This is a genomic window from Cupriavidus yeoncheonensis, from assembly GCF_905397275.1.
Classification (GTDB): domain Bacteria; phylum Pseudomonadota; class Gammaproteobacteria; order Burkholderiales; family Burkholderiaceae; genus Cupriavidus; species Cupriavidus yeoncheonensis.
Genome location: NZ_CAJPUY010000003.1, coordinates 1 through 26,968 on the forward strand (window position 1 = coordinate 1; position 26,968 = coordinate 26,968).

Annotated in this window: 27 protein-coding genes and 1 pseudogene; 9 read left to right on the plus strand and 19 right to left on the minus strand. The window is 67.8% G+C overall.

Annotated elements, in window-relative coordinates; all coding sequences use genetic code 11:
• From KHO22_RS04455 to rfaE2, 3 genes and pseudogenes are all read left to right on the plus strand, one after another.
• Nucleotides 1-196 (plus strand): annotated as a pseudogene (locus KHO22_RS04455) (ferritin-like domain-containing protein); the annotation flags it as partial.
• A gap of 658 nt (nucleotides 197-854) precedes the next feature.
• Nucleotides 855-1,808: a LysR family transcriptional regulator gene (locus tag KHO22_RS04460; RefSeq protein ID WP_211945906.1), complete on the plus strand. Its 954-nt coding sequence runs from the start codon at nucleotides 855-857 to the stop codon at nucleotides 1,806-1,808.
• Nucleotides 1,809-1,873: 65 nt separating this feature from the next.
• On the plus strand, nucleotides 1,874-2,368 hold the full coding sequence (gene rfaE2 / locus KHO22_RS04465; protein ID WP_211945907.1) for a D-glycero-beta-D-manno-heptose 1-phosphate adenylyltransferase: 495 nt from the start codon (nucleotides 1,874-1,876) through the stop codon (nucleotides 2,366-2,368).
• Nucleotides 2,369-2,419: 51 nt separating this feature from the next.
• On the opposite strand, the gene KHO22_RS04470 is transcribed toward rfaE2, so the two are convergent.
• From KHO22_RS04470 to KHO22_RS04480, 3 genes are all read right to left on the minus strand, one after another.
• Nucleotides 2,420-3,172, minus strand: coding sequence for an SPOR domain-containing protein (locus KHO22_RS04470; protein ID WP_211945908.1), 753 nt, complete (start codon nucleotides 3,170-3,172; stop codon nucleotides 2,420-2,422).
• Nucleotides 3,173-3,258: 86 nt separating this feature from the next.
• The gene (locus KHO22_RS04475) at nucleotides 3,259-4,095 is read right to left on the minus strand and encodes a type III pantothenate kinase (RefSeq protein ID WP_211945909.1); all 837 of its coding nucleotides are present in this window, start codon (nucleotides 4,093-4,095) and stop codon (nucleotides 3,259-3,261) included.
• Complete coding sequence (locus tag KHO22_RS04480) at nucleotides 4,092-4,952, minus strand: biotin--[acetyl-CoA-carboxylase] ligase (protein ID WP_211945910.1); 861 nt, start codon at nucleotides 4,950-4,952, stop codon at nucleotides 4,092-4,094. The genes KHO22_RS04475 and KHO22_RS04480 overlap by 4 nt, the downstream gene beginning before the upstream one ends.
• A 198-nt stretch (nucleotides 4,953-5,150) precedes the next feature.
• On the opposite strand from KHO22_RS04480, the gene KHO22_RS04485 reads away from it, so the two are divergent.
• The 5 genes from KHO22_RS04485 (at nucleotide 5,151) to KHO22_RS04505 (ending at nucleotide 10,048) form a co-directional block, all read left to right on the plus strand.
• Nucleotides 5,151-6,281 carry an MlaE family ABC transporter permease gene (locus tag KHO22_RS04485; protein ID WP_211945911.1) on the plus strand — a complete coding sequence of 377 codons (1,131 nt, stop codon included), beginning with the start codon at nucleotides 5,151-5,153 and terminating at the stop codon, nucleotides 6,279-6,281.
• Between the two features lie 2 nt (nucleotides 6,282-6,283).
• Nucleotides 6,284-7,135, plus strand: coding sequence for an ABC transporter ATP-binding protein (locus KHO22_RS04490; protein WP_211945912.1), 852 nt, complete (start codon nucleotides 6,284-6,286; stop codon nucleotides 7,133-7,135).
• Nucleotides 7,132-8,073, plus strand: coding sequence for an MlaD family protein (locus KHO22_RS04495; protein ID WP_211945913.1), 942 nt, complete (start codon nucleotides 7,132-7,134; stop codon nucleotides 8,071-8,073). The genes KHO22_RS04490 and KHO22_RS04495 overlap by 4 nt, the downstream gene beginning before the upstream one ends.
• A 64-nt stretch (nucleotides 8,074-8,137) precedes the next feature.
• Nucleotides 8,138-8,773 (plus strand): ABC-type transport auxiliary lipoprotein family protein, encoded by a 636-nt coding sequence (locus KHO22_RS04500; RefSeq protein WP_211945914.1) that lies wholly within the window; start codon nucleotides 8,138-8,140, stop codon nucleotides 8,771-8,773.
• 12 nt (nucleotides 8,774-8,785) lie between these two features.
• Nucleotides 8,786-10,048, plus strand: a complete 1,263-nt coding sequence (locus KHO22_RS04505; RefSeq protein ID WP_211945915.1) for a VanZ family protein — start codon at nucleotides 8,786-8,788, stop codon at nucleotides 10,046-10,048.
• A 70-nt stretch (nucleotides 10,049-10,118) separates the two neighbouring features.
• On the opposite strand, the gene pcp is transcribed toward KHO22_RS04505, so the two are convergent.
• The 9 genes from pcp to KHO22_RS04550 form a co-directional block, all read right to left on the minus strand.
• Nucleotides 10,119-10,769, minus strand: coding sequence for a pyroglutamyl-peptidase I (pcp, locus tag KHO22_RS04510; protein WP_211945916.1), 651 nt, complete (start codon nucleotides 10,767-10,769; stop codon nucleotides 10,119-10,121).
• A gap of 15 nt (nucleotides 10,770-10,784) precedes the next feature.
• Nucleotides 10,785-11,735: a DUF979 domain-containing protein gene (locus KHO22_RS04515; RefSeq protein ID WP_211945917.1), complete on the minus strand. Its 951-nt coding sequence runs from the start codon at nucleotides 11,733-11,735 to the stop codon at nucleotides 10,785-10,787.
• 3 nt (nucleotides 11,736-11,738) lie between these two features.
• Nucleotides 11,739-12,467, minus strand: a complete 729-nt coding sequence (locus KHO22_RS04520) for a DUF969 domain-containing protein (RefSeq protein WP_211945918.1) — start codon at nucleotides 12,465-12,467, stop codon at nucleotides 11,739-11,741.
• 99 nt (nucleotides 12,468-12,566) lie between these two features.
• Nucleotides 12,567-13,307, minus strand: coding sequence for a 5-oxoprolinase subunit PxpA (gene pxpA, locus KHO22_RS04525; RefSeq protein WP_211945919.1), 741 nt, complete (start codon nucleotides 13,305-13,307; stop codon nucleotides 12,567-12,569).
• Between the two features lie 12 nt (nucleotides 13,308-13,319).
• Nucleotides 13,320-14,339 carry a 5-oxoprolinase subunit C family protein gene (locus tag KHO22_RS04530; protein WP_211945920.1) on the minus strand — a complete coding sequence of 340 codons (1,020 nt, stop codon included), beginning with the start codon at nucleotides 14,337-14,339 and terminating at the stop codon, nucleotides 13,320-13,322.
• Nucleotides 14,336-14,986 carry a 5-oxoprolinase subunit PxpB gene (gene pxpB / locus KHO22_RS04535; protein WP_211945921.1) on the minus strand — a complete coding sequence of 217 codons (651 nt, stop codon included), beginning with the start codon at nucleotides 14,984-14,986 and terminating at the stop codon, nucleotides 14,336-14,338. The genes KHO22_RS04530 and pxpB overlap by 4 nt, the downstream gene beginning before the upstream one ends.
• A 240-nt stretch (nucleotides 14,987-15,226) precedes the next feature.
• Nucleotides 15,227-16,222: a lipoyl synthase gene (lipA, locus tag KHO22_RS04540; RefSeq protein WP_211945922.1), complete on the minus strand. Its 996-nt coding sequence runs from the start codon at nucleotides 16,220-16,222 to the stop codon at nucleotides 15,227-15,229.
• A gap of 44 nt (nucleotides 16,223-16,266) precedes the next feature.
• On the minus strand, nucleotides 16,267-16,980 hold the full coding sequence (lipB, locus tag KHO22_RS04545) for a lipoyl(octanoyl) transferase LipB (RefSeq protein ID WP_211945923.1): 714 nt from the start codon (nucleotides 16,978-16,980) through the stop codon (nucleotides 16,267-16,269).
• 165 nt (nucleotides 16,981-17,145) lie between these two features.
• Nucleotides 17,146-17,514, minus strand: coding sequence for a DUF2917 domain-containing protein (locus KHO22_RS04550; protein ID WP_211945924.1), 369 nt, complete (start codon nucleotides 17,512-17,514; stop codon nucleotides 17,146-17,148).
• 224 nt (nucleotides 17,515-17,738) lie between these two features.
• Here KHO22_RS04550 and KHO22_RS04555 point away from each other — a divergent pair, with 224 nt between their 5' ends.
• Nucleotides 17,739-18,698, plus strand: coding sequence for a transcriptional regulator GcvA (locus KHO22_RS04555; RefSeq protein WP_211945925.1), 960 nt, complete (start codon nucleotides 17,739-17,741; stop codon nucleotides 18,696-18,698).
• Between the two features lie 4 nt (nucleotides 18,699-18,702).
• Here KHO22_RS04555 and KHO22_RS04560 read toward each other — a convergent pair whose 3' ends face one another.
• From KHO22_RS04560 to KHO22_RS04590, 7 genes are all read right to left on the minus strand, one after another.
• A complete protein-coding gene (locus KHO22_RS04560) occupies nucleotides 18,703-19,800 on the minus strand; it encodes a tyrosine recombinase XerC (protein ID WP_211945926.1) in 1,098 nt (365 codons plus the stop codon).
• A 34-nt stretch (nucleotides 19,801-19,834) separates the two neighbouring features.
• Nucleotides 19,835-20,506 (minus strand): DUF484 family protein, encoded by a 672-nt coding sequence (locus tag KHO22_RS04565; protein ID WP_211945927.1) that lies wholly within the window; start codon nucleotides 20,504-20,506, stop codon nucleotides 19,835-19,837.
• A gap of 83 nt (nucleotides 20,507-20,589) precedes the next feature.
• Nucleotides 20,590-21,732: a rod shape-determining protein RodA gene (gene rodA, locus KHO22_RS04570; protein ID WP_211945928.1), complete on the minus strand. Its 1,143-nt coding sequence runs from the start codon at nucleotides 21,730-21,732 to the stop codon at nucleotides 20,590-20,592.
• Nucleotides 21,733-21,743: 11 nt separating this feature from the next.
• Entirely contained in the window at nucleotides 21,744-24,044 is a 2,301-nt protein-coding gene (gene mrdA, locus KHO22_RS04575) for a penicillin-binding protein 2 (protein ID WP_211945929.1), read from the minus strand.
• Nucleotides 24,045-24,075: 31 nt separating this feature from the next.
• A complete protein-coding gene (gene mreD / locus KHO22_RS04580) occupies nucleotides 24,076-24,588 on the minus strand; it encodes a rod shape-determining protein MreD (protein WP_211945930.1) in 513 nt (170 codons plus the stop codon).
• Nucleotides 24,588-25,553: a rod shape-determining protein MreC gene (gene mreC / locus KHO22_RS04585; RefSeq protein ID WP_211945931.1), complete on the minus strand. Its 966-nt coding sequence runs from the start codon at nucleotides 25,551-25,553 to the stop codon at nucleotides 24,588-24,590. The genes mreD and mreC overlap by 1 nt, the downstream gene beginning before the upstream one ends.
• 181 nt (nucleotides 25,554-25,734) lie before the next feature.
• The gene (locus tag KHO22_RS04590; protein ID WP_211945932.1) at nucleotides 25,735-26,778 is read right to left on the minus strand and encodes a rod shape-determining protein; all 1,044 of its coding nucleotides are present in this window, start codon (nucleotides 26,776-26,778) and stop codon (nucleotides 25,735-25,737) included.
• Nucleotides 26,779-26,968 lie beyond the last annotated feature (190 nt).

Here is a 26,968-nt window from a genome sequence, read left to right on the forward strand (position 1 = left end):
TCCCGACTGGCTGGAAAAATGGCTCGACGAGCAGATCCGCTTCGACGAGGGCTGGGAAAAGAAAGTCATCGAACGGATCCTGCACAATATGTCGCTGCTGTTCGAGCGCACCTTTGAAACGGTGCAGGACCTGAACCGCTATCGCAAGGAACTGAACGCGAGCCTGCAGGCCGGCGGTGGCGAGCAACCGGCCTGAACCCCGGAATCATTCCCCGCTGACTGAAAAGCCCCATCGGACCGATGGGGCTTTTTTCATTGGTGCCCGCCATTTTCACGGGCAAACCCGTCGGCATGGTTTCATCCGATCCAAATCTCGCTGACACAATCGTCGTGTAGCGATGGGGCGGATCAAGGGGTGAATGCACGCCAGGGCCGCTGCTTTGTTCGAAGGGGCCAAAGTATTACCTACAACATCGCCCGTGAAGGTAGTAACGGGCTACCACATCGCCTGGATGGTGGATCACTGTGCCCTCGTCGCCGCCTTCCATCTGGCTTTTCACGGTTTTTCACGAAATCTTTTAAATCACCTAAAAGAAAAACTAAATCACCACTCACCGTTAATGTGGTAACGAATATTGATTATTAATGTTCGTTTTTGCAAACATTAGATGATTTAATCTAGTCATTTTGTAAGGGACTGAAATATACGATAAGATAATCACGCCTCCTGTCCTGGAGGGCCTTGTCGCAGTGCTCCTGGCCCGAATGGGTGAGTCATCCCTCGCGCAAGCAGGGAGCCCATTCCGCATATCCACCTTTCCACAAAACATGGGAATTTCCGGATATGGCCGGTTATTCGATCGGCTGGCATTTTGATTCGGCACGCGGCAACATAATCGTCAGGGGGTTGAATATTGCGTCACATTGATTTCAAGGCGCTCGATGTCTTTCTCCACGTCATGCGCCACGGCAGTATCGCCACTGCCGCCGCGGCACTCGGCATGCGCGCGCCCACGGTGGTCTACGCCATCCGCAAGCTGCGCGAAGTGACCGGCGACCCGCTCTTCCTGGAACGGCGCGGCAACCTGGTGCCGACCGCGCGTGGGCTGAAGCTGGAAAAGGCCGCCTCCGGCATGCTGCAGAACTGGCACGGCCTGATCGAACACAACCGCCAGGCGCCACGGCTGGCGGGACCGAGGCAGACCCTGCGCATCGGCTTGTCGATGGCACTCGGCGACCCGGCGCTGACGCAGATCCTGGCGGGGCTCTCGGCCGCGCTGCCGGAGCGCCAGATCGTCTCCAGCGTGCTCGACAACGGCCGGCAAGTGGGCCAGGCGCTGCGCCGGGGGCTGATCGATTGCGCGGTGACGGTCGACGGCGTGGTGTCGCTCGACGGCATCGCCACCGAGCACATGCTCATGGCGCAGCGCTGCATGATCGGCCTGCCGGCGGCGGACACCGGCCCTGGCCACGGCCAGCGCGAGCACTGGACCCTGCTCAGCGACGATGCCGACACCGACAGCCCCGTGCGGCGCTACCTGGCCGGCGCGGCGGAGGGCGTGCGGCTGACCGTGGCGCCGTCCTGGAACGGCCAGCTGGCGCTGTGGCGCTCGCGCGGCGGCCTGACGCCGGTGCTCAAGTTCAATGTGCCGTGGATCGATGGCGCCAGCGCGGCCTACGTGACCGAGGTCCCGCCGGGCTTCCCTGCCTGGGCCAACCTGAGCCTGTTCTATCTGGCCGGGTGCGCCGATGCGCCGTGGCTCGGCACGGTGCGCCGGGAGTTGCTGGCGGTGCTGCGCGGGATCGCGGCGGCCACCATGCCGCTGCCGGCCAATGACGAGGCCTTGCCTTTGCGGCGCGCAGGCTGAATCGGCCGCCAGGGGTCGAGCCGGGGTGGGGTACCATTCCGGGGATGAAAAACCTGGCCCCAGACATGTCCGTACCCGCCTTCGAATCCAAACTGATCCTGCCCGACGATGCCGCCGCGCTGGCCGCGCGCATCGCGGCGCTGCCGCGCCCGCTGGTATTCACCAACGGCGTCTTCGATATCCTGCACCGGGGCCACGCGACCTACCTGGCCCAGGCGCGCGAGCTCGGCGCCAGCCTGGTCGTGGGCGTCAACAGCGACGGCTCGGTCCGGATGCTGGGCAAGGGCGACGACCGCCCGCTGAACCATGAATCCGACCGCATGGCACTGCTGGCCGCGCTGGCTTCCGTGGACCTGGTGGCGATGTTCCGCGAGCAGACCCCGGTGGAGCTGATCCGCCAGGTGCGTCCGGATATCTACGTGAAGGGCGGCGACTACGACATCGAGACGCTCGAGGAAACGCGCCTGGTGCGCAGCTGGGGCGGGCGGGCCATCGCCATCCCCTTCCTCCACGACCGCTCCACCACCAAGCTGCTGACCAAGGTCCGGCAGCATCGTTAAAGCAACGGGCCCCCGGCCCGTCATCCGCCTGCCTCTGCTGAAACCGGAGACTCAGGTGGCGCCGCAGCTCAGCAGCGTTTCCGCGCCGTAGCGCTGGCGCATGGCGTCCAGCCGTGCGCGCGCCGCTTCGTCGGCACCGCGCACGCGCAGCCACGGGCGCGTGAACGGGCGCGGCGCATCAGCCAGCACGGCGGTGCGCACGCCCTGTCCGCGCAGCGTCTCCATGTAGTGTTCCGCGTGTTCGCGTTCGCGGAACAGGCCCAGCGACACGGTGAACGACTCCGCGTCGGGCGCGCCGCTGGTCACCACCGAATAGTCGGTCACGTTGCGGCGGCGCAGTTCGGCCAGCTTGCGTTCGAGGTTCTCGCGCGTGGGCTGGGCGGGCAGGTGGATCCACCAGCGCACCTGTTCGCGGCGCTCGAACTGCTCCACCTGCCAGGCGCCACCGGAGAGGTCTTCGGCCGCGCGGCGCGCGGCCTGCGCGCTGAACCCGCCGATTTCCACGCACTGGCTGTCACTGCCCGCGCTCGCTACCGCAACGACCTTGCCGGCCGGGCCGGCGCTGCGCGGAGCCGCCGCGGGGGCTGCGCCGGACGCCGGCGGCGCGGGCCGAAGCTCCATGCGCTCGGTGCGCACCTGCTGCCGCAGCCGCGCCGGTTCCCGCGGCGTGCCGAGCCAGCCCGACATCGGGTCGGGGCCGAACGCGCCCAGCACGGCCGCGAGCAGGACGACGTTTGCCAGCAGGAGCAGCGGCAGCAGGATCGACAGCCAGTGCGGCTGGTCGGGCGGGCCAAGGCGGAACATGGGGCGGGGCGGTGTGAAAAGGTCGACGCGTAGACGAATGCGGGCGGATCCTGCCGGGCCTGGCGATGACGGCGGCGGCGCGGCGCTCAGGCCGTTGCCATCGCATGCAGCCCGAGCAGCACGAGATTATCGTGCATCTCGAACGGCACGGCGAGCGCGCCAGCCAGCGCCTGCCGCGCGCCGCCCGACAGCAGGCAGCGCGTGGGGCCGCGCTCGCTCAGCGTGCGCCAGGTCCGCTCCACGGCGCCGGCCTGCGCGGCCAGGCAGCCCGCGGCAATGGCGTCATGCGTGTTGTCAGCCCACGACAGGCGCGTGGCGGCTGCGGTTCCGGTATCCTCCACGTCCAGCGCCGGCAGTTGCGCCGTGTTGCGCGCCAGCGCGCCGAGCATCAGCGCCAGGCCCGGCAGGATCAGCCCGCCTTCGAAGCACGCCTGGCCGCCCGGCTGCGCCGTGACGATATCGAGGGTGGTGGCGGTGCCCGCCGTGACGATCAGCAGGGTTTCGCCGGGTAGCCAGCGGTGCGCGCCGACGCCGCCGACCCAGCGGTCCACGCCGAGCTGCGTGGGTTCGCGGTAGCCGTTGACGAGGTCGCCGTGGGCGGCCGCGCTGCGCACCCATTGCACCGCGGGGCATGCGCCGAACGCCGCCACGAGCGCGGCGTCGACCCGAGTGGCAATCACCGGTCCCGCGACATTGGTAACCCACACCGATGGCATCGGCCCGTTGCCGCGCAGGTCGCGCAGGCCGCGCAATGCGCCAGCCAGCGCGTTCATCGCGCCCTCTTCGGTGTGCGCAACGGCGCCACAGTGCTGCCATGGCGTGGGCAGGTGCCCCGGCTCGGCCACGGACGCCCGGCCGGCATCGCACCAGGCCCATTTCAGGCGTGTATTGCCGATATCGATCAGCAGCACCGGCGCGCTCATGCCGCGCCTCCGGCGGGCCGCAGCGACAGCTCGCCGCTGGTGATGCGTTCCAGCCCGGCCGGCGTTTCCAGCAGCAGCTGACCGTCGCCATCGACGCCGCGCGCGATGCCTTCGGCCAGCACCTTGCCGTCGTGCAGCAGGCGTACCGGCTGGTCGCGATAGGCGTCCAGTGCGGACCACTGCGCGGCCATGGGCGCGAAGCCCTGCGCCAGGAACAGCTCCCGCATCGCACCCAGCCGCGCGAGCACGGCGGCCAGCAGCCCGGTCGCGTCGCGCCGCGCGTCGAAGCCCGGCACGGCTTCGGCCACGCCGGCCAGTCCGCGTCCGAGTGCGACCTCCATCTGCGGATCGCGCACCAGGTTCAGGCCGATGCCGACCACCGCCCAGACGCGTTGCGGGCCGGCCGGCACGGCCTCGATCAGGATGCCGGCAAGCTTGCGCCCGTCGATCTGCAGGTCATTCGGCCATTTCAGGCCGACGCGCGCGCCCAGGCCCGCGTCGACATCGCCAAGCGCCTGCGCGAGCGCCAGCCCGACGGCCAGGCTCAGGCCGCTCAACTGCGACGGCGCCAGCGCCAGCGGCAGCGCCACCGAGAACGTCAGCCCCGCCTGCCCCTGCCACGGACGGCCCTGCCGGCCGCGGCCGGCGGTCTGGCGGTAGGCCAGGCGCAGCGTGCCGGCCTCCGACCACGGCGCTTGCCGGCAGGCCAGCGTCAGGTCGGCGTTGGTGGAGCCGGTTTCTTCGACCAGGTCGAGCGTCCACCCCTGCAGCGACTGGGGCAATTGCGCACGCAGGGCGGCGGCGTCGATGCGCCAGGATTGCGCGTTGGCGGGCTGCGGATCGGGGGCGGCGGTCATGGGAATGCGAGGCATGGACGTGGCAAGCGCGTGGCAAGGGCGTGGAAAGCCGATAAGCGGCGCCGGTCTCGCCGGCCCGGGAACCGCCGTGATGCAAGCGCCGGTTCCAAGGCCGCATTGTAGCCGCGGGCGCCCTTTCCTCGCGCCACCCCGGCCTGTGGCTTAGAATCGGGACTAAGCCATCACATTGTCCACCCCTTGGAAAGCCAGACGACGCCTGCCTTCGACATCACGCGCCAGGACGGAACCGTCAGCGTTCAGCTGTGTGGCGACTGGACCGCGCTCGCGCTGGCCGGGTGCCACGAGGCGCGCACCATGCGCTCGCGGCTGCACGCGTTGACGGAGGCGCCCGAGGACGCCCACTGGTCGCTGGCCGGCGTGGACAAGCTCGACCACGTGGGCGGGCAGCTGCTATGGCAGGCCTGGAACGGCAAGCTGCCGGAGCGGCTCGAAGCGAGCCAGGGCCAGCGCCGCGTGTTCGAGCGCATTGCCAATCTGCACAGCGATGGCTGGAAGAAGCATATCGTCGAGCGGTTCAACCCGATCACGGTGTTCGGCGGCTCGGTGTTGTCGTTCGGCGCGCAGGCCGCCAACGGCATCAGCATGCTCGGACAGCTCGCCTTCGACCTGATCCGCTTCGCGCGCGTGCCGCAGCGCGGACCGTGGCGCGAGATTTCGGCCAATATCTACAACATCGGCTACAAGGCGCTCGGCATCACGGCACTGGTCGGTTTCCTGATCGGCGTCGTGCTGTCATACCTGTCGGCCAACCAGCTGCGCACGTTCGGGGCGAGCACCTTCATCGTCAACATCCTCGGCATGGCCGTGATCCGCGAGCTTGGTCCGGTTCTGGCCGCGATCCTGGTCGCCGGGCGCTCGGGCTCGGCCATCACCGCGCAGATCGGCGTGATGCGCGTGACCGAGGAGCTCGACGCCATGCGCGTCATGGGCATTTCCCACGGCTTCCGCCTGATCATGCCGCGCGTGGTCGCGCTGGCGGTGTGCATGCCGCTGCTGGTGGCGTGGACAGACGTGCTGGCACTGGCCGGCGGCATCCTCGCCGCGCGCATGCAGCTCGGCATCAGCCCGACGTTTTTCCTGCGTGCGCTGCCCGACGCCGTGCCCGTGGCCAACCTGTGGCTGGGCCTGGGCAAGGGGGTGGCCTTCGGCATGCTGATCGGGCTGGCGGCCTGCCACTTCGGGCTGCGTATCAGACCCAATACCCAAAGCCTGGGCGAAGGCACCACGGCCTCGGTCGTTGTGTCGATCACCATCGTGATCATTGCCGATGCCATCTTCGCCGTGATGTTCAAGGACGTGGGCCTGTGATTATGACCGTCACCCCCGCGACCGCCACCCCCGACGTGTCACCGGCCCCCGCGCGCGGCGATGCCGTCATCGAAGTACACGACCTGGTCAAGCGCTATGGCAAGGCCGTCGTGCACGACGGGGTGAACCTGGACGTCTACCGCGGCGAAGTCCTGTCCATCGTGGGCGGCTCGGGCAGTGGCAAGACGGTGCTGCTGCGGCAGATCGTCGGGCTGGAGCGGCCCACGTCGGGGTCGATCCGCGTCTTTGGCGAGGATCCGACCCGCCTGAAGTCCGCACAGCTGCAGGCACTGCGCAATCGCTGGGGCCTGCAGTTCCAGGGCGGGGCGCTGTTCTCGGCATTGTCGGTCATCGACAACATCGCGCTGCCGCTGCGTGAACTCCGGGCCCTGCCCGACAATCTCATCTGCCAGGCAGCCTTGCTCAAGCTGCAGATGGTCGGCCTGACAGCGCGCGATGCCGACAAGATGCCGTCGGACCTTTCCGGCGGCATGACCAAGCGCGTGGCGCTGGCGCGCGCGCTGGCGCTGGAGCCGGAACTGCTGTTCCTGGACGAGCCCACCGCCGGCCTGGACCCGATGGCCTCCGACGGTTACGTGGAGTTGATTCGCGAGTTGCGCCGCGAACTGGGACTGACCGTGGTGATGATCACGCACGACCTCGACACGCTGGTGGCGCTGTCCGACCGCGTGGCCGTGCTCGCCGACCACAAGGTGGTGGCCGCGGCGCCGATCGAGGAAGTCGTCAAGGTGGACCATCCGTTCATCCACGAGTACTTCCTCGGCGAACGGGCGCAGCGCGCGATGCAGGCCCTGCAGCCGGCCTCCGGCGGCGCGCAACCTGGAGAACAATGATGGAAAACAAGTCACACGCATTCCTCGCCGGCCTGTTCACGATCGGCCTGGCCGTGCTGGTGCTGTTCGCGATTTTCTGGTTCAGCAGCGACCACGCCGTGCGCGTGCCGTACGACCTGATCACGCGCTCCACGGTGAACGGCCTGGGCCCGCAGGCGGACGTGAAGTACCGCGGCCTGGAAGTGGGCAAGGTGGTGTCGATCCGCTTCGACCCGCAGGTGCCCGGCCAGATCATCGTGCGCGTCAGCGTGAACCAGGACACGCCGATCACGCGCACCACGTACGCCACGCTGGGCTTCCAGGGCGTGACCGGCATCGCCTACGTGCAGCTCGACGACACCGCCGCGGAGGAAGGCACTGTTACGTCGCCGCCGCTGCACACATCGCCCAAGGCCGTGGCACGCATCGCCATGCGGCCCGGCTTCTTCGAGGAACTGGAAAAGCGCGGCGACTCGCTGCTCACGCAGGTCGAGACCATCATGACCTCGCTCAACGACATGTTCCAGACCAACAACCGGGCCGAGCTGATGGCGGCCATCCGCTCGATCCACAAGACCGGCGAGGACTATTCGCGCCTGTCTGCATCCCTTGCGCCGGCCGCGGCGCGGCTGCCGCAGGTGGCCGAGAACCTCAACATGACGCTGCAATCGACACGCCGGCTCACGCAGGAACTGGCCAACCCGAACGGCACGGTGCTGCGCACGGTCGATACGGTCGGACACGACCTGCAGGGCGCGTCCGAGTCGATCCAGTCCGCCGCCGGTACGCTCAGCCAGGAGACGCTGCCACAGATCAACGGCCTGGCACGCGACGCGCGTCAGACCGCGCGCACCTTCGAACGCGCCGCCGGACAGTTCAGCGACAGCCCGAACAGCCTGCTGTTCGGCTCGCCAACGCCGGTGCCGGGTCCGGGCGAGCCCGGCTTCAGCGCCCCGTGATTGTCGTGACCGCAGTGACCGCCGCGACCAATATGCCAGCCCTGATGACCCACCGAGGCCGATCGTGACATCGACACCAGCCCTGCCCACTGCCCGCCGCGCCGCCAGGACTCTGTTCGCCGCGCTGGCCATTGTGTCCGCCCTGGCGGGCTGCGCGCTGACCCGTTCGTCGCCGCCCGTCACCACCTATGACCTGGGGCCGCCGCTGTCCATCGAGAATTCGGCCGGCACGCTCGCGAAGCTGCCGAAGCTGAGAATCGCCCAGACCGAAGGCCCGACATGGATGGAAAGCAATGCGCTGTTTTACCGCCTGCAGTACTCGCAGGCGCAGCGGATGCAGTCCTATGCCACGCAGCGCTGGGTGATCCCGCCCACGCAGCTGTTCGACGGCCGCCTGCGCGAAGCCGTGGCCGCGCGCGGCGCGCTCACGTGGTTTGGCGATACCTCCGTGCCCGCACTCAAGATCGACATGCTCGAGTTCGAGCAGGTGTTCGACAGTGCCACCGAAAGCCGCGGCGTAGTGCGCGTGCGCGCCACCGTGTACCACCATGGCATGATCGGCCAGCAGACCTTCGCCGCACGCGAGCCGGCGCCCAGCGCCGACGGCGCGGGTGGCGTCAAGGCGCTGGCGGACAGCACCGACAAGGTCATCGCCGACATGCTGGCGTGGGCGGCCACGCTGCCCCTGCAGGGCAAGTAGGACAACAGCACCATGGTGCCGGCACCCACGCCGCCCGCCATGCCGCCGCAGGCACCGCTGCCTGAGGCGAACGGGCCCAGGCACTCGCCGCTGGCGCGGGTGGGCCTCGTGTGCTTCACGCTGCTGGTGGTCTACGCGAGCCTGTACCCGTTCAGCGGCTGGACCGATAACGGCATCTCGCCGTTCGCGTTCCTGAGCGCGCCCAAGCCGCGCTACATCACCGAGTTCGACCTGCTGACCAATGTGCTCGGCTACTGTCCGTTCGGCGCGCTGGCGGTGCTTGCCTTGCATCCGCGCGTGTCGGGCGCGCGCGCCACGCTGATCGCGTTCGTCGCGGGCGCCCTGCTCTCCGGCTGCATGGAAGCGCTGCAGACCTGGCTGCCGAGCCGCATCTCCTCGAACATCGACCTCATCACCAATGCGCTGGGCGCGCTGCTCGGCGGCGCCGTGGTGGCGCCGTTCACCTCCGCGCTGATCGACCGCGGCACGCTCACGCAGCTGCGCACCGCATGGTTCGAGCCCCATGCAAGCTTCGCCATCCTGCTGCTGCTGCTGTGGCCGTTCGCGCAGATCTTTCCGCAGGAGCATTTGTTCGGCATGGGCGGCATCGTGCGCGAATGGCTGACCGACCCGGACTCATGGCCCATGCAGGTCTTGCAGATGCTGGTGCCGTCGCTGCCGGCATGGCAGGAAAGCATCGGCCTGCGCCCTGACGACATGCAGAGCCAGCAGTTGCTGGAAACGCTGGTGACGGCCAGCAGCTGGCTGGGCACGGGGCTGTTCGCATCGATCGCCATGCGCCGGCACGCGCCGATGCTGCGCATCCTGGCCGGGCTGCTCGCCACGGCCTTGCTGATCAAGGCCGCGGTGGCGGAACTGCAATTCCCCGATGGCAACGCCTTCAACTGGCTCTCCGAAGGCGGCCGCTTCGCCTTGCTGACCAGCTCGCTGGCGCTCGCCGTGCTGCTGTATGCGCCGCGCTGGATACGCGCGGTACTGGCCATGGCCGCGCTGATCACGCTGGTCGTGCTCACCAATGTGCTGCCGTCGAACCCGTATGCATGGATCTCCGAACAGGGCTGGCGGATGGGGCGCTTCGTCCATTTCAACAGCCTGGCGCAATGGCTCGGGTGGCTGTGGCCGTTCCTGGCGTTCTGCTATGTGATGTGGCGCTTTGAACAGGTGAGCCTGCGGCGGCATGAGCGGCGCAAGGCGGCGGCGGCGCGGAGGGAGGCGCTCAAGAAGACCGCGGAGGAGACCACGGAGGCGCAGTAAGGCCAGCGCCTGCTGCCGTTTCCCACCTGTCGGAGAGGGAAAGACAAGACGTCCGTCGGGACGCACGCACTCAGTGCAACTGGCCACCCTGCTCGCGCACATCGACCTCCGTTGCCAGCGTGGTGGCAACAGCCTGGCGGATACCCCGGACCATCATCTCCAGCGACATGCTGGGCTCGCCCGGATGGCGCGCAGCCTGCTCGGGCAGGTAGGGGATATGGATAAAGCCGCCGCGCACGCCTGCGCCGGCGGGCGTAGCCAGGGCGTGCATCAGGCCATAGAACACGTGATTGCAGACGAACGTTCCCGCCGTCTGCGATACCGCGGCAGGCACGCCGGCCGCGCGCATGTCGCGCGCGATCGCCTTGATCGGCAGCGTGGAGAAGTACGCGGCCGGACCTTGCGCCGCGATCACGGTGTCGATTGGCTGCGCGCCGGCGTTGTCGGCGATGCGGGCATCGTCGACATTGATGGCCACGCGCTCGACCGACATTTCCGTGCGTCCGCCCGCCTGTCCGACCGCGATGGCCACCGCGGGCTTCAGTTCGCGCAGCAGCGTGGCCATGGCATCGATGGCGGCACCGAACACGCACGGCAACTGGCGCGCGACGACCATGGCATCGCCGATGCGCTCGCCGTCGAGTGCGCGCACCGCTTCCCAGGACGGGTTGATCGGCTCGTTCTCGAACGGCTCGAAGCCTGTGAGCAATACGGTGCGCATGACGGGTCTCCGGATTTACATGAGGAAGTAAAGCAGCGCGATGTTCGCGGCGAGGATCGCCAGCGCGGTCGGCACTTGCGCGCGAATCACGGCGTTCTTGTCTTCCAGTTCCAGCAGCGCGGCCGGCACGATGTTGAAGTTGGCCGCCATCGGCGTCATCAGGGTACCGCAGTAACCCGAGAACATGCCGATCGCCGCCATCACCGCCGGGTTGCCGTGGAACATGCCGATCAGGATCGGCACGCCGACACCGCCGGTCATGACCGGGAACGCCGCGAAGCCGTTGCCCATGATGACCGTGAACAGCGCCATGCCGACGCAGTACACCACCACCGCGACCAGCTTGTAGTCCATGTTGATGTAGGCGGTGGTCAGGTGTGCCACGGCCTTGCCCACGCCGGCGTCGGCGAACACCAGGCCAAGCATCGCCAGCATCTGCGGCAGCACCAGCGCCCAGCCGAGCGACTCCGTCAGCCGGCGCGATTCGCGCACGCCCTGCGCGACCGAGTCGCGCGTAAGCCAGCACACCACGCCCAGCGAGATCAGGCAGCCGATGCCGAGCGAGACGAAGGTCACGTTCTTCGGATCGAGCAGGGGAATGCCCGCGATCTTCACATCCTTGAACAGCACGGTGCCGATCACGGTCACCAGCGGAATCAGCAGCGCCGGCACGAACAGCTTGTTGCCGAGGCGGCGCGCGCTGGCGCGGCGCTCTTCTTCGGGCAGCGTGTCATGCTTGCCGTGGCCGACGCCGCCGAAGCCGGCGATCAGCGCCATCACCACGGCGCCGATGCCCACTGCCGCGGGCGGCAGGCGGTCGCCGATCAGGAAGACGGCGGCATACAGCAACCAGAACAGGCCCGTGCTGAAGCGGCGCGGATGCTCGCGGTCGGCAAAGGTCAGCAGCGCGGTAATGGCCAGGACCAGGCCCGCCAGCCAGTACAGGTACTCGATGGAAACGATCATGGCTTACTCCCCGCTCTTGGCCGCGACATCGGTGGCGGCGGCCTTGCCGCCAAGCTCGCGCTCCAGCCAGCCGTCCAGGCGCTTCAGGCGCACCGCGTGGATCAGGAACGCGCAGACCGCGGTCGGGATGCCCCACACGGCGATATGCAGCGGCTCCACGTCGATATTCGACGACAGCAGGAAGGTATGCATCAGCGCGATGGCGCCGAACGCCACGAAGATGTCCTCGCCGAAGAACAGGCCGACATTGTCGGTGGCCGCGCAGAATGCCAGCACACGCTGCCGCACGGGCTCCGGCAGGTGGCCGAAGCGGTTCTCCGCCGCACCTTCCGCCATCGGCGCCAGCAGCGGGCGCACCATCTGCGGATGGCCGCCGAGGCTGGTCAGGCCGACCGCCGCGGTCAGCTCGCGCACGCCCAGGTAGACGATCAGCAGGCGGCCGACGGTGGCCGATGCGATGCGCGCGATCCACGCCTGCGCATGCTCGCGCAGGCCGTGCCGTTCCAGCAGGCCGATCACGGCCAGCGGCAGCAGGATGATCAGCGGCAGGTTGCGCGCCTTGACGAAGGCGGTGCCGATCGCGGCGAAGATCTGCATGACCGGCATCGGGGCGGCAAGGCCCGTGGCAATGGCGGCCAGGGCCACCACCAGCATGGGATTGAAGCGCAGCACGAAGCCGATGATGATGACGCCGACCCCGATTAGGGGCCAGAGGTTGACTGCCTGTTCCATAAGAGACACCAGAGCGTGTGATGGAGGCGGGCGGCCTTCAGCCGTCAGACTGCACGACGGGAAAGGCTGCGGGAATTGCCGGAGGCCTCGGTTGCGTGCCTAGGCGCCGGCACGGACTGCAATGCCTTCGGCGCCGAGCCGCTCGCGGATGCGGCGCGCAAAGGCAAGCGCGTGGGCGCCGTCGCCGTGCAGGCACACGGTCTCGGCGCGGATCGGGACCCAGTTGCCATCGATGGCGCGCACGCGCTGCTCGCGCACCATGGTCAGCGTCTGGTTCAGGGCGACTTCCTCGTCTTCATGCAGCGCGCCCGGCGTGCCGCGCTTGACGAGCGAGCCGTCGGGGTTGTAGCCGCGGTCGGCAAAGACTTCTTCCTTGACGCGCAGGCCGGCCTGGCGCGCCACGTCGATCATCTTGCTGCCGGCCAGGCCGAAGAAGACGAGGTCGGAATCGAAGTCGCGCACGGCGCGCACGATCGCCCCGGCCAGCGCCGGGTCGCGCGCGGCCTGGTTGTACAGCGCGCCATGGGGCTTGACGTGGTGCAGTTGGCCGCCCTGTGCGCGAACGATCGCGGCGAGCGCGCCGATCTGGTACAGCACGTCCGCGTAGACGGCTTCGGGGTCGCGCTGCATCTCGGTGCGGCCGAAATTCTCGCGGTCAGGGAAGCTCGGGTGCGCGCCGATGGCAACACCCTTTTCAATGGCCCACTTCACGGTCTGCAGCATGGTGGCGGCATCGCCCGCATGCCAGCCGCACGCCACGTTGGCGGAACTGATCAGCGCGAGCAGCGCCTCGTCATTGCTACAGCCTTCACCAAGGTCGGCGTTCAAATCGATCTGCATTGCGGTTCTCCTTCAGGCTGCTGCGCGCGTGCGGGTGCGGCGGCGCGCGGCAATGGTCATGCCGTCTCCCTGCCATTGCAGGGCCTGGTCAATCTGGCGCAGGTAGCGGTCCACGGTGGCCTGCGCGGCTGCGGCCTGCGCGAGCGTGACACGCACGAAGCGCACCGTCGCGCCCAGCGGCACCTGCGCCAGGCGCCACAGGTCGGCGCCGATCACGACGCCGATCTTCGGGTAGCCGCCGGTGGTCTGCGCATCGGCCATCAGCGCGATCGGCTGCCCGGCCGGCGGCACCTGGATCACGCCCGGCACCACGCCGTGCGAGAGCAGGTCGGCACTGCGCTCTGCCTTGCGCGCGAGCACGGGGCCCTGCAGGCGCAGGCCCATGCGGTTGCTGTTCGGCGTGATGGTCCACTCGGAATCCCACAGCGCGGCCTGCGCGGCGGGCTCGAAATCTTCGTACTCGGGGCCGGGCAGCACGCGGATCGGCATGGCGTCGCCGGCGTCGGCGCACGGCAGCGCCCACGCCGGCGCCTGCACGCCGAGCCAGTCCGAGCCATCGACTACGCCGGGGCGCGCGGCGACTAGGCGGTCACCCTCATGCAGCGCACGCCCGGCAAAGCCGCCGAAGCCGGCCTTCAGGTCGGTGCTGCGCGAGCCCATCACCGGCTCCACGTCGATGCCGCCCGCCACGCACAGGTAGGCACGCGTGCCGCCGCGCGTGGCGGGCAGCGTCAGCGTCTCGCCGCGGCGCACGTCGAAGGCGTGCCAGGACCAGACCGATATGCCGTCCAGGTTGGCGTTGCACTCGGCGCCGGCCAGTGCCACGCGCATATCGGCGTGGAAGCGTACGGCGGCACGGCCAAGCGTGAATTCGATGGCGGCGCAGCCGGGCGCATTGCCGAGCAGCCGGTTGCCGATGGTCAGCGCCAGCGGGTCCATGGCGCCGGAGCGCCCCACGCCGAAGCGGCGAAAGCCGGTGCGGCCAAGATCCTGCACGGAGGCCAGCGCACCGGGCCGGATGATCTCGATCACGCGATGACCTCCTCGGCAACAAAACGCACGGTATCGCCGGGGGCGAACAGCGAAGGCGGGTCGCGATCGGCCACGAACAGCGCGGCATCGGTATGCCCGATCAGTTGCCAGCCGCCCGGGGCGGAGGCCGGATAGATGCCGGTCTGCTCGCCGCCGATGCCAACCGAGCCGGCCGGGACGGCCAGCCGCGGCTCGCGCCGGCGCGGCGTGGCCAGTTCCGGCGCCAGCCCGCCCATGTAGGCAAAGCCCGGCTGGAAACCGAGGAAGTACACCACGTACTCGCCCGCGCTGTGGCGGCGCACCACTTCCTGCGGGCTCAGGCCCGTATGCGCGGCCACATCGGCCAAGTCGGGCCCATGCTCGCCGCCGTAGCGCACGGGAATCTCCACGAGCCGGCCGATAGCCTGGCTCGCCTCGCCCGAGGCCCAGGCGAGCTTCAGGTTGCGTTCGAGCGCCGCGACATCGGCGGCCTCGTCAAAGATCACCATCAGGTTGTTCATGCCGGGCACGACGTCGACCACGCCGCGCCAGTCGGCCGCGCGCGCCGCCATGGCCCAGATGCGGCGCTGGGCCTCGAGCGAGGCCGGCGGCGGCACGCTGCAGAGCAGCGCCTGTTCGGCAAGACGGTGGACAGTACAGGAGGTCATGGGCAACACAGGCTGGACCACTGCTGATCAGTGTAGGCCGGTATGGCACCAGATGTGACTCACCAGCAATTCATCGATAATTTATCGATGAATTCATCATAACGAAACAAGGCCAGGCGCGGCACTAAGGATTGACCCTAATAAGAACTGCGACCTGCCCCGCTTGCGCAGTGGGCTGCCCCAAAACAAAACGGCCGGGTTTCCCCGGCCGCCTGGCTGATTCCGATGCGCGGGTGCCGATCAGGCAAACCCGGCCTGATGCGCCTGCTGGTCGGCGTGGTAGGAGCTACGCACCATGGCGCCCACGGCGGCGTGCGTGAAGCCCATCTTGTAGGCCTCTTCCTCGAACATCTTGAAGGTGTCGGGATGGACGTAGCGCAGCACCGGCAGGTGGTGGTTCGACGGCGCGAGGTACTGGCCGATGGTCAGCATGTCGATGTCGTGCGCGCGCATGTCGCGCATGACTTCGAGGATTTCCTCGTCGGTCTCGCCCAGGCCCACCATCAGGCCGGATTTGGTCGGCACGTTCGGGTTGCGGCGCTTGAACTCCTGCAGCAGCTTGAGCGAGTGCGCGTAGTCGGCGCCCGGGCGGGCCTGCTTGTACAGGCGCGGCACGGTTTCCATGTTGTGGTTCATCACGTCCGGCGGGCAGGCCTGCAGGATGTCCAGCGCCTTGTCCAGGCGGCCGCGGAAGTCGGGCACCAGCACTTCGATGCGGGTAACGGGCGACAGCTCGCGGGTCTGGCTGATGCAGTCGACATAGTGCTGGGCACCGCCGTCGCGCAGGTCATCGCGGTCGACGCTGGTGATCACCACGTAGTTCAGCTTGAGCTGGGCGATGGTGCGGGCCAGGTTGCCCGGCTCGTTCACGTCGAGCGGGTCGGGGCGGCCGTGGCCGACGTCGCAGAAGGGGCAGCGGCGCGTGCACTTGTCGCCCATGATCATGAACGTGGCCGTGCCCTTGCCGAAGCATTCGCCGATGTTCGGGCAACTCGCTTCCTCGCACACCGTCACCAGGTTGTTGGCGCGCAGGATGTCCTTGATCTCGTAGAAGCGCGAGTTGCCGGTGGCGGCCTTCACGCGGATCCAGTCCGGCTTCTTGAGCTTCTCGGCCGGCACGATCTTGATGGGGATGCGCGCGGTCTTGTCGGCAGACTTCTGCTTGCGGGTCGGATCGTACTGCTCCGCGGGGGATTGCGGGGTGTCGCTGGAGGAGGCGATCAGGGCGTCGCTCATAAATATCTCCGCACGCAATGGCGTGCAATTCGCTTGTCAGCTTGTCACAAAGAGGCCAGGGCCGGCGTGGCGGCAGTCTTGTCTGCCGCCAGCGCACGGGCCTCGCGCGCTGCCAGCACCTCGCACAATGCCGCCGCCAGGCGTCGCGCGATGTCAGTTTGTTGTGCGGCGGTCACGGGCTGGTCCTGCCAGTGTCCACCGGCAGTGGCCATGTCGACGGTTTCCAGTCCGGCATAGCCGCACGGATTGATGCGCAGGAACGGCGCCAGATCCATCTGCACGTTCAGGCTGACGCCGTGATAACTGCAGCCATTGCGGATCTTGAGACCGAGCGCGGCAATCTTGGCGCCCCGGTGCAGCCCGTCCGACAGGTAGATGCCGGGGGCGCCGGGCTTGCGCTCAGCCGCGAGATTATACGCCGCGAGCGTGTCCAGCACGGCCTGCTCGATGTCATTGACCAGCTCGCGCACCATCAGCCTGCGGCGCTTGAGATCGAGCAGCAGATAGGCCACCACCTGGCCGGGGCCGTGGTAAGTGATCTGTCCACCACGATCGATCTGCACCATCGGGATGTGCGCGTCCGGCGCCAGCAGGTGCGCGGGATCGCCCGCCTGGCCAAGCGTGTAGACCGGAGGGTGTTCGACCAGCCAGACCTGGTCAGGCGTCTCGGGCGAGCGCGCGGCAGTGAAGGCGCGCATCGCGTCGAAGCAGGGCTGGTAATCCTCGCGGCCCCGCTCGATGACTTGAATCGGATGCATGGCGAGAGTGTAACGAAAAGGGCCGGCTTTCGCCGGCCCCTGCCACGTTCATGGGGGATTCGTCAGTCCCGCCCCGTGTCCGGGCTGCCGGTTTCATCACCCGGCCTGGACCAGACCAGGCGCAACCGCGGTGCATGTGCCGGGGACGATTCTCCGTGCATCGCGTCACGCGACCTTGGCGTGGTCGTCGCCTGGCGTCCACTCCGTGCCTCGAACCAGGCGCCGCAGCGCGCGGTACACGAGGTGCGGGACATCGGCCAGCGTCGGCACCGGGCGACGCGCCTCGGCGATCAGCGCCAGGCGCACGGCACGGCGGGCACGCGGGTCGATGCTCAGCACCACTTCATCGCCACGCCGCAGCAGCAGGCTCGCGCCACAACGCAGCCAGTAATCCTCGGAATCGCCTTCGCGGGTGATCCACAGGTCGGTGCCGGCGGCATCTTCCACATGGAGGCGCTGTGCCGCATGCATGGACAGCGCGGTCACTTCGCCGGGACTCAGGGTGAAAACGGTCGTTGTGAGCAGGGCTTGCATAATGGATCTCCTATCCGCCGGCCTCGGCAGGTCTTGCCGGGTCTTGCCGAGTGCTTGCCATCTGACCGGTACTGGCCTGGTTTTCCCTCCAGGCCACTTCGAATCGCAAGATTCGCAGAGGCAATGGGGCGCCGGTGAATTGAATTCTAGTGATTGCCCGGGCACTGGCAAAACGATATATTTTTGAGGTTCTTGTTAGTGAAGCTCACAAAGCGGAGGGTGTCATGGCATGGAAAGGTGCATCGGACAGCGACATGCCGCGCGGCTGGCACCGTGAACTGCCGCGCTTGCCGGCGCTGACGGCACTGCGCGCGTTCGAGGCGGCAGCCAGGCATGAGAGCTTTTCGCGCGCAGCGACCGAGCTGTTCGTCACGCATGGCGCAGTCAGTCACCAGATCCGCGCACTCGAAGAAGAGCTTGGCATGCCGCTGTTCGAGCGTCACGGCAAGCGCGTTGCCCTGACGCCGTCCGGGCGCCTCTACGCCGAACGCATCCGCGACGCCCTGCTGCAGATTGCCGACGCCACGCGGGTGCTGCAGGCCGGCAACCGTGACAAGCGGCTCACCATCAGCACCATGCCGTCATTCGCCGCGCGCTGGCTGATGCCGCGCATCGGCAGCTTCATCGAACGGCATCCCGAACTGGACGTCGAACTGCTGTCGTCGAATACGCTTGTGGATTTCGGCCAGGAAGAGGTCGATATCGCGCTGCGCATGGGCACCGGCGACTACCCGGGCCTCTATGTGGAAAAGCTGCTCGACGATGTGTTCTTTCCGGTCTGCAGCCCGAGCTTCAACGGCGGCCGCCTGCCGCAGCGGCCTGGCGACCTGGCCGGCCTGAACCTGCTGCGCGGCGAAGGGGATCCCTGGAAGCCATGGTTCGACGCCGCCGGGCTGGACTGGCCCGAGCCGCGCAAGGGGCTGCTGCTCGAAGATTCCTCACTGCTGCTGCAGGCGGCGGCCGAAGGCCAGGGCATTACGCTGATCCGTTCCTCGCTGGCCTACAACGACCTGCTGTCCGGGCGCGTGGTGCGGCTGTTCAATGTCAGCATTCCGTGTCCGTGGCTGCTGTATTTCGTGTGCGCGCCCGGGACGCTCGATTCGCCGAAAGTGCAGGCGTTTCGAGGGTGGTTGTTGCCGGAAATCGACCGGTTCCGGGAGGTGCTGGCGCAGTGGGCGGATTGAGGGATCAGTCCTTCAGGGACGACGCGCTGCCATCGTGGTCATCCTCGTCATCGTCCTTGGCCGGCGCCGCGCGCCCGGCCCGCGGATGCGCCTTGTCATAGACCTTCGCCAGATGCTGGAAGTCCAGGGACGTGTAGATCTGCGTCGTGGAAATGCTGGCGTGCCCGAGCAGCTCCTGCACCGCCCGCAGGTCGCCCGACGATTGCAGCATATGCGTGGCAAACGAATGCCTGAGCATATGCGGATGCACGTCCGCTGGCACCCCGGCACGAATGGCCTGCTCCTTGAGCCGCAATTGCACCACGCGCATCGACAGCCGGTGTCCGCGCGCACCCAGGAACAGCGCGCATGCATCCACGGGTGCGGCGCCCGGCCGCAATAGCTGCTCCCGCACGGCAAGCCAGCCGCGCAAGGCTTCCATCGCCTTGCTGCCAACCGGCAACGTACGCCGGCGCGAGCCCTTGCCGGTCACGGTCAGTTCGGCGCCCGACATGTCGAGCCAGCCGGCAGACTCATAGCCATCGAGCTTTTCATAGCGGACATCGAGCTGCACCAGCTCCGACAAACGCAAGCCGCTGGAATAGAAGAGTTCCCACACCGCCTGGTCGCGCAGCGCCGCGGCATCGGTCCCCCCGGCATGGGACACCAGCGCCACGGCATGCTCGACGGATAGTGCCTTGGGCAGCCGGTGACCGGAACGCGGCGCGCGCACGCCATCCACCGGATTGGCCTGGACCCCAAGGCCGTGCTGCGCCGCCCAAAGATAGAAGCCACGCCAGGCGGACAAGGTGCGGGCAATGCTGGTGCCGGCCAGCCCTTCGCCGTGCATGCGCGCGGCAAAGGCGCGGATATGGCGGGTCTGCAGCGTCAGCAGCGCGAACCCGGGCGCGTGCCTGGCGGCGTGCGCCTGCAGCGCGGTCAGGTCGCGGCGATAACTGCGGATGGTGTGTTCGGCAAGCTTGCGGCTGCCCTGCAGCCATGCCAGGTAGCGCGCGACGGCCGGGTCGGCCGCCGGCGGCTGCGTGTCGACCGCCCGAGGCTGCGGGTCGGCCGCCCGAGGCTGCGCCTCAGCCCCTGAGGCATTGGCCGGATCGGTGGTCATGGCGGCAAGCGTGGACGGAGCGGTACGCCGGATTTCAGTCGCGCAGGCGGTTCAGCGCGGCACCGGCCACTTCGCCGATCTGCACCAGGTAGGCCGTGCCCATGCCTTCGTGGAAACGGCGCGCGTCGGCCGAGCCCAACACCAGCAGGCCGAAGGCCGCGCCCGGAACCTCACCGGCGCTGCGCACGGGCGGACGCAGGGCCACCATGGCAATCGAGGCGACTTCGTCGAGTTCCAGCAGCCCCGCGGCCTCGAAGCCCGCATTGGCGCCGCAGTACGGTGCGCGCAGGCCTTCGGCGAACAGCCGCAGGTCATCGCTGCCGCCCTGCACCACTTCCATATGGGCATACTGCTCGGCCACGTCCCACAGCTTGAGCGCCACGGCGGGCACATCGAACACCTGTTGCAGGCCGTCCTGCACGGCATAGGGCAGCGCGTGGGAGTCCGGCTCGCCCAGCAGGCGCAGCTGCCATGCGTGCATGCGCTGCTGGGTGCGGTCGTTGTCGTGCCCGTGGCGCATCAGGTCGGCCAGGCGCAGTTCCAGCCCCTTGTTCTTTTCACGCAGGATTTCCATCTGCCGTTCCTGCAGCGACACCGCGCGGTGGCTGTGCGGACTGGTCAGCTGCACGGTGGCCAGCAGCTCCGCATGCTCTTCGAAGAACTGGGGATTGCTCTGCAGGTAGGCGGCGACGTCTTGGGCGTTCATGGGCTTCGAACCGGGTGAAATTTGCATGGCAGTTTAGCAAAGCGGGGCGCCGGCGCCCCGCACCCGGCCATCTTCCTTCCCGATTACGTCTGGATCAGCCGTTTCTGTCGCGAAATCGCCATCAGGATGCCAATGCCCGCGCCCAGCGTCACCAGCGCCGTGCCGCCGTAGCTCATCAGCGGCAGCGGCACGCCCACCACGGGCAGGATGCCGCTCACCATGCCCATATTGACGAAGGCATAGGTGAAGAAGATCAGCGTGATCGAACCGGCCAGCAGACGCGAGAACAGCGTCGGCGCGTTGGCGGCAATGAACAGCCCGCGGAAGATCAGCAGCAGATACAGCACCAGCAGGATGGCGTTGCCGATCAGGCCGAACTCCTCCGAATACACCGCGAAGATGAAGTCGGTGTGCTTTTCCGGGATGAATTCCAGGTGGGTCTGGGTGCCATTGAGCCAGCCCTTGCCCTCGACGCCACCGGAGCCGATCGCGATGATCGACTGGATCGTGTGGAAGCCCTTGCCCAGCGGATCGGTAGTCGGATCGAGCAGCGTGCACACGCGGTGCTGCTGGTAGTCATGCAGGATCGGCCAGTTCACGCCGGGCGCGCAGATGTCGTTCTGGAACGTGATCAGCAGCGAGACCGCCACCACCAGCACGCCCAGCAGCGGCAGGATGATGCGCCACGTCAGGCCGGCAAAGTAGATCACGTAGACGCCGGCCGCCATTACCAGCAGCGCGGTGCCCAGGTCTGGCTGCTTGGCGATCAGGCCGACCGGGATCAGCAGCAGCACCAGCGCCACCGCGAAGTCATACCATCGGATCACGCCCTCGCGCTTCTGGAAGTACCACGCCAGCATCAGCGGCATCGAAATCTTCATGATCTCGGACGGCTGGATCACCATGCCCACGTAGAGCCAGCGGCGCGCGCCCTTGCGGATCAGGCCGAACATGGCCACCGCGATCAGCAGCGCCACGCCGACGGTATAGATCGGCACCGCTACCCGCATCAGCGTCTGCGTGGGCAGGTAGGCGATGATCAGCATGATCACGTAGGACAAGAGGATATTGCGCAGCTGGTCCTCGACCTTGCCCGGCATGTCGATGGCAGCCGAGTACAGGGCCACGATACCGGTGGCGAACAACAGGAACACGATCAGCGCGAGCGGCTTGTCGAAGCCGGTGAACGCTGTCTTGATCAGCGACAGGACGCGACGCTTGTCCATGCGCGTCTCCTTCAACGGATGACGTCGGCGCCCGTCGCCGGCGTGGCGGCAACGGGCTTGACGCGTGGTTTGGGCGCGGGCGCCTTGGCGGCGGCCGGCGCGGAGGCAGGTGCCGCGGGCCGCGGCTTGCTGTGGCCCAGCGCCTGCAGCATGCGCTCGTCCAGCGTCTGCACGGCGGAGGCCGGCGCAATCGCGGCCGGGTCGAGCGCCGGGGCGGAGGCGGAGGCGGAGGCGCTCGCCACGGCGGACGACGCCGCCGCCACGGATGACGCACCCGCCGCGCTGGCCGCCACGGTGCTGGCTGCGCCGGACATGACCGTCGCGCTGGCGATGCTTGCGGTGTTGCCGGTGGTGAAGACACTGGCCGTATCGACCGGCGGCCGCTCGGCCGGCTGTGGCGCCGAGGCCTCCAGTTCGGCCGGCCACTTGCCGAGCAGGTAGTAGTCCATCACCTTGCGCGCGATCGGGGCCGCCACCGCGGCGCCGAAGCCCGCGTTCTCGACGATCAGCGCAAGCGCGATCTTCGGGTTGTCTGCGGGCGCAAACGCGGTGTAGAGCGAGTGGTCGCGCTTGCGTTCGTCCAGCGCGTGGTGGTTGTACTTCTCGTTCTTGCCCATGGTGTAGGTCTGGGCCGTACCGGTCTTGCCGGCGGACTCGTAGGCCGCGCCGGCGAACACGCGCGCGGCGGTACCCGAATGCGTCACCGCGACCATCGCGCGCTTGATCACGTCGATGTCGGCCTGCTTGAAGTTCAGGCGGTAGCTTTCCTTGGGCACGGTCAGCGTGCGCTTGCGCGTGACCGAGTCCTCCACGGCCTTGACCAGGTGCGGCTTCATCGCCGCGCCGTTGTTGACGATGATCGAGATCGCGTTGGCCAGCTGCAGGATCGTGAAGCTGTTGTAGCCCTGGCCGATGCCCAGCGAAATGGTCTCGCCGTCATACCACTTCTGCTGCTCGGGCTTGCGATAGGCCTTGCGCTTCCAATCCGTGGACGGCAGGATGCCGCGGCTTTCACCCTCGATGTCGATGCCCGTGATCTGCCCGAAACCCAGCGGCTTCATGAAATCGTGGATGGCGTTGACGCCCATGTCGCGTGCGAGCGCGTAGTAGTACGTGTCGCACGACTGCACGATCGAGGCCTGCATGTCGACCCAGCCGTGGCCGCCCGGCTTGTCGTCGCGGAAGGTATGGTTGCCCAGCGTGAACGAACCCGGGTCATGCATGCCCCACGCGGCCGTGCGCTTGCCCGTGGTGAGCGCCGCCAGCGCCATGAACGGCTTGTAGGTCGAACCCGGCGGATAGGTGCCCCTGAGGGGGCGGTTCAGCAGCGGCTTGTCGGGCGAACCGTTGAGTTCGCTCCAGGTGTTGGAGTCGATGCCTTCGACGAACAGGTTCGGGTCGAAGGTCGGCTTCGACACGAAGGCCAGGATGTCGCCCGTGGAAGGCTCGATCGCCACCAGTGCGCCGCGGCGGTCGCCGAACAGTTCTTCGGCAAGCTGCTGCAGCCGGATGTCGAGCGACAGGATCAGGTTGTTGCCCGGCGTGGCGGGCGAGGTCGACAGCGTGCGGATCGGCCGCCCGCCCGCGCTCACCTCCACTTCCTCGAAGCCGGTCAGGCCGTGCAGCTCGGTTTCGTAGCTCTGCTCCAGGCCGATCTTGCCGATGTAGTTGGAGCCCTTGTAGTTGTCGGCATCCTTGCGCGGGTCGTACTTCGCGCCATCGGCATCGTTGGCCTCGTCCATGGCCTCGATGCGCTCCTGGTCGCGCTGCGAGATGCGCCCGAGATAGCCGATCACGTGCGAGGCCGATTCGCCCAGCGGATACTGCCGGAACAGGCGCGCGCGCACATCCACGCCCGGGAAGCGGAAACGCTGCGCGGAAAAGCGCGCGACCTCTTCGTCCGTGAGCTGGCTGCGGATCGGCAGGCTTTCGAAGCTGCGCGACTCTTCCTGCAGGCGCTTGAAGCGGCGCCGGTCGCGCGGCTGGATGTCGACCAGCGTCGACAGGGCTTCGATCGTGTTGTCCAGCGTATCGGTCAGCTTCGACGGCGTGATTTCGAGCGTGTAGGCCGAGTAGTTGCGCGCCAGCACGATGCCGTTGCGGTCCATGATGATGCCGCGGTTGGGCTCGATCGGCGCCACGGAGATGCGGTTGTCTTCGGCCTTGGCCGAATACTGGTCATGCTTGTACCACTGCAGCCAAAGGAAGCGCGTGAACAGCAGCCCGAAGCAGATCACCGTGAACAGCGCCGCGGCCGCCACGCGGAGGCGGAAGCGGCCGATTTCCAGTTCGACGTTGCGGATTTCGGTCATGGTGCTGCCGGTTGGGATACGTTGGTCGCGCTCAGATCGGACGCGTTTCGTCCACATCGACCGAGCGGCGCTGCGGTGCGAGCAGCACTGCGGTAGCCAACGGCCAGAGCAGGGCCTCGATGCCGGGCGCCAGCAGCAGCGGCCAGCCCGGCAGCGGCGCGCCCATGGCCAGGCGGATCACCACGGGCACCGCGTGCGCGACGAACAGCAGCGGCAGCACGTGCAGCGCCTGCGTGTAGACCGTGAACCACAGCACGCGGCGGTGGATGGTGATGGCGAAATAGGCCAGCAGCGTATAGGCCACCGCATGCTCGCCCAGCAGGCGCGCGTCATGCACGTCCATCAGCAGGCCCAGCGCGAACGCCACGCCCATGCCGACCTTGCGCGGCTGGTGGATGTTCCAGAACACCAGCACCAGCGCCACCATGTCCGGGATCCACAACGTGGTGCCCCACGGCATCAGGTTGAACAGGAAGGCCATGACAAAGCTGAACGCGATGAACGCGGGGTTCACCGGGCGCAGCAGGTACTGGGGATTGGTCACTATTGAGCCTCCTTGGCGGCGGGGGCGGCCTTGGCCGCCGCAGCGCTGGCCGCCGCGGCACGCGCCGCCGCCGACCGGGCACCCCTGGCGGGCGCCTCGGGCTTGTCCTCGACCGCCTCGCGCGGCGGCATGGCCGAGTCGTAGCGCACCACCAGCAGCTGACGGTGCGCGCGCACGCCGGCCACCGGTTCGCACCACACGCGCGAGAATGCGGTATCGGCCTTGCGCTCGATATGCGTGATCTTCGCCACCGGCAGGCCGGGCGGGTAGGTGCCGTCCAGCCCGGAGGTCACCAGCAGGTCGCCCTGCTGCAGGTCGGCCGCCGCGGCCATGAAGCGCAGGTCGAGCTGGCCGGCGCGCGCGCCGCCGAACGCCACGCTGCGCAGCCCGTTGCGCACCACCTGCACGGGAATCGCCAGGTCCTTGTCGGTCAGCAGCGTGACTTCGGACTGGAACGGCGAGACCCGCGTCACCTGCCCCACCACGCCGCGCTCGTCGATCACCGGGTAGCCGGCGCGCAGCCCTTGCTGGCTGCCCTTGTCGATCACGATGCGCTGCGAATACGGGTCGCGCGCGTCGTAGAGGATCTCCGCCGCCGTGACCGGCGTGGCCGACTGCTGCTGCAGGCCCAGCAGCTTGCGCAACTGGTTGTTCTCGGCCTCAAGCTGCGTCTGGCGCACCGAGGCTTCAGCCTGCTGCACGGCGCTGAGGCGCAGTTCACGGTTCTCGCTGGCAAGCGCGGCGGATGATTGCGCGAAGTCGAACACGGCGCGCAGCGCATCGCGCGGCACCAGCACGACGCGTTCGACGGGCATCAGCACCGTGGCAGCCACCTGGCGCACGACGCTGAGCGCGTTGAAGCGCGCGTCGACGATCAGCAGCGCCAGCGCGATGGCCACGTACAGGACCAGGCGCGCGACGGCCGAAGTCCCTTGCTTGAAAAGCGGCGGTGGAGAGTAATCCATTTAGCCGGGCGCGGGCGTTGACGGGATGGAAGACGGAAGCGAAGACGCAAAGACATTGCCGCCCCGGCGTGCCGGGGCGGCAATCGGTGCCGCGGAAGCGTTCCCGCGAGCGCGGCCTTGCCCCGCAGCCCTGATCAGCAGATCCGGCAGGCGGTGCATCGCCGCGCGCAGTCCTGTGGCCTTACTCGTACGAGAAGATGCCGCCGAGCTTGTCCATGCGCTCCAGCGCCATGCCGGAACCGCGCACCACGCAGGTCAGCGGGTCTTCGGCGACCAGCACCGGCAGGCCGGTTTCCTCGGCCAGCAGGCGGTCCAGGTCGCGCAGCAGCGCGCCGCCACCGGTCAGCATCATGCCGCGCTCGGCAATGTCGGCGCCCAGTTCGGGCGGGGTCTGTTCCAGCGCGATCTTGACGGCCGACACGATCTGGTTGAGCGGATCGGTCAGCGCTTCCAGGATTTCGTTGGACGACACCGTGAACGCGCGCGGAATGCCTTCGGACAGGTTGCGGCCCTTGACTTCCATCTCGCGGACTTCGGAACCCGGGAAGGCCGAGCCGATTTCCTTCTTGATGGCTTCGGCGGTCTGTTCGCCGATCAGCATGCCGTAGTTGCGGCGGATGTAGTTGACGATGGCTTCGTCGAACTTGTCGCCGCCGACGCGCACCGAACCCTTGTAGACCATGCCGCCCAGCGAGATGATGCCCACCTCGGTGGTGCCGCCGCCGATATCCACCACCATCGAGCCCGACGGCTCCGACACCGGCAGGCCGGCGCCGATCGCGGCCGACATCGGCTCCTCGATCAGGTACACCTGGCTGGCGCCGGCGCCCAGGGCCGATTCGCGGATGGCGCGGCGTTCGACCTGGGTCGAACCGCACGGCACGCAGATGATGATGCGCGGGCTCGGACGCAGCAGCTTCGAGTCATGCACCATCTTGATGAACTGCTTGAGCATCTGCTCGGTGACGGTGAAGTCGGCGATCACGCCGTCCTTCATCGGGCGGATCGCCTCGATATTGCCCGGCACCTTGCCCAGCATCTGCTTGGCTTCCTTGCCCACCGCCTGGATGGTCTTCTTGGCGTTGGGGCCGCCTTCCTGGCGGATGGCCACGACCGAAGGCTCGTCCAGGACGATGCCCTTGTCGCGCATATAGATCAGCGTGTTGGCGGTGCCGAGGTCGATGGCCAGGTCGTTGGAGAAGTAGCTGCGGAGAAATCCGAACATCAGGAATCCTGTTTCTGTTGGGTTCGCGGGTAGGCGAAGTGGCCGGCACCGCCTGCGGGCCGGCCACAAAATCTGTTCATACGGGTAAGGTCAAGGCTTCCCGGGCGGCGGACAGTGCGCCATTCGCCACCCTGGCAGGGTGGTGCCGGCAAACTGCCACAGTGCGCTCCCGCGCACCGCTCTTACGGGA

Excerpts from the sequence above, each read along its gene's own strand:
- rfaE2 (WP_211945907.1), top strand. The coding sequence starts at position 1,874 with ATGTCCGTACCCGCCTTCGAATCCAAACTGATCCTGCCCGACGATGCC.
- KHO22_RS04470 (WP_211945908.1), bottom strand. The coding sequence starts at position 3,172 with ATGTTCCGCCTTGGCCCGCCCGACCAGCCGCACTGGCTGTCGATCCTG.
- KHO22_RS04475 (WP_211945909.1), bottom strand. The coding sequence starts at position 4,095 with ATGAGCGCGCCGGTGCTGCTGATCGATATCGGCAATACACGCCTGAAA.
- KHO22_RS04480 (WP_211945910.1), bottom strand. The coding sequence starts at position 4,952 with ATGACCGCCGCCCCCGATCCGCAGCCCGCCAACGCGCAATCCTGGCGC.
- KHO22_RS04490 (WP_211945912.1), top strand. The coding sequence starts at position 6,284 with ATGACCGTCACCCCCGCGACCGCCACCCCCGACGTGTCACCGGCCCCC.
- KHO22_RS04495 (WP_211945913.1), top strand. The coding sequence starts at position 7,132 with ATGATGGAAAACAAGTCACACGCATTCCTCGCCGGCCTGTTCACGATC.
- KHO22_RS04505 (WP_211945915.1), top strand. The coding sequence starts at position 8,786 with ATGGTGCCGGCACCCACGCCGCCCGCCATGCCGCCGCAGGCACCGCTG.
- pcp (WP_211945916.1), bottom strand. The coding sequence starts at position 10,769 with ATGCGCACCGTATTGCTCACAGGCTTCGAGCCGTTCGAGAACGAGCCG.
- KHO22_RS04515 (WP_211945917.1), bottom strand. The coding sequence starts at position 11,735 with ATGATCGTTTCCATCGAGTACCTGTACTGGCTGGCGGGCCTGGTCCTG.
- KHO22_RS04520 (WP_211945918.1), bottom strand. The coding sequence starts at position 12,467 with ATGGAACAGGCAGTCAACCTCTGGCCCCTAATCGGGGTCGGCGTCATC.
- pxpA (WP_211945919.1), bottom strand. The coding sequence starts at position 13,307 with ATGCAGATCGATTTGAACGCCGACCTTGGTGAAGGCTGTAGCAATGAC.
- pxpB (WP_211945921.1), bottom strand. The coding sequence starts at position 14,986 with ATGACCTCCTGTACTGTCCACCGTCTTGCCGAACAGGCGCTGCTCTGC.
- lipA (WP_211945922.1), bottom strand. The coding sequence starts at position 16,222 with ATGAGCGACGCCCTGATCGCCTCCTCCAGCGACACCCCGCAATCCCCC.
- lipB (WP_211945923.1), bottom strand. The coding sequence starts at position 16,980 with ATGCATCCGATTCAAGTCATCGAGCGGGGCCGCGAGGATTACCAGCCC.
- KHO22_RS04550 (WP_211945924.1), bottom strand. The coding sequence starts at position 17,514 with ATGCAAGCCCTGCTCACAACGACCGTTTTCACCCTGAGTCCCGGCGAA.
- KHO22_RS04555 (WP_211945925.1), top strand. The coding sequence starts at position 17,739 with ATGGCATGGAAAGGTGCATCGGACAGCGACATGCCGCGCGGCTGGCAC.
- KHO22_RS04560 (WP_211945926.1), bottom strand. The coding sequence starts at position 19,800 with ATGACCACCGATCCGGCCAATGCCTCAGGGGCTGAGGCGCAGCCTCGG.
- KHO22_RS04565 (WP_211945927.1), bottom strand. The coding sequence starts at position 20,506 with ATGAACGCCCAAGACGTCGCCGCCTACCTGCAGAGCAATCCCCAGTTC.
- rodA (WP_211945928.1), bottom strand. The coding sequence starts at position 21,732 with ATGGACAAGCGTCGCGTCCTGTCGCTGATCAAGACAGCGTTCACCGGC.
- mrdA (WP_211945929.1), bottom strand. The coding sequence starts at position 24,044 with ATGACCGAAATCCGCAACGTCGAACTGGAAATCGGCCGCTTCCGCCTC.
- mreC (WP_211945931.1), bottom strand. The coding sequence starts at position 25,553 with ATGGATTACTCTCCACCGCCGCTTTTCAAGCAAGGGACTTCGGCCGTC.
- KHO22_RS04590 (WP_211945932.1), bottom strand. The coding sequence starts at position 26,778 with ATGTTCGGATTTCTCCGCAGCTACTTCTCCAACGACCTGGCCATCGAC.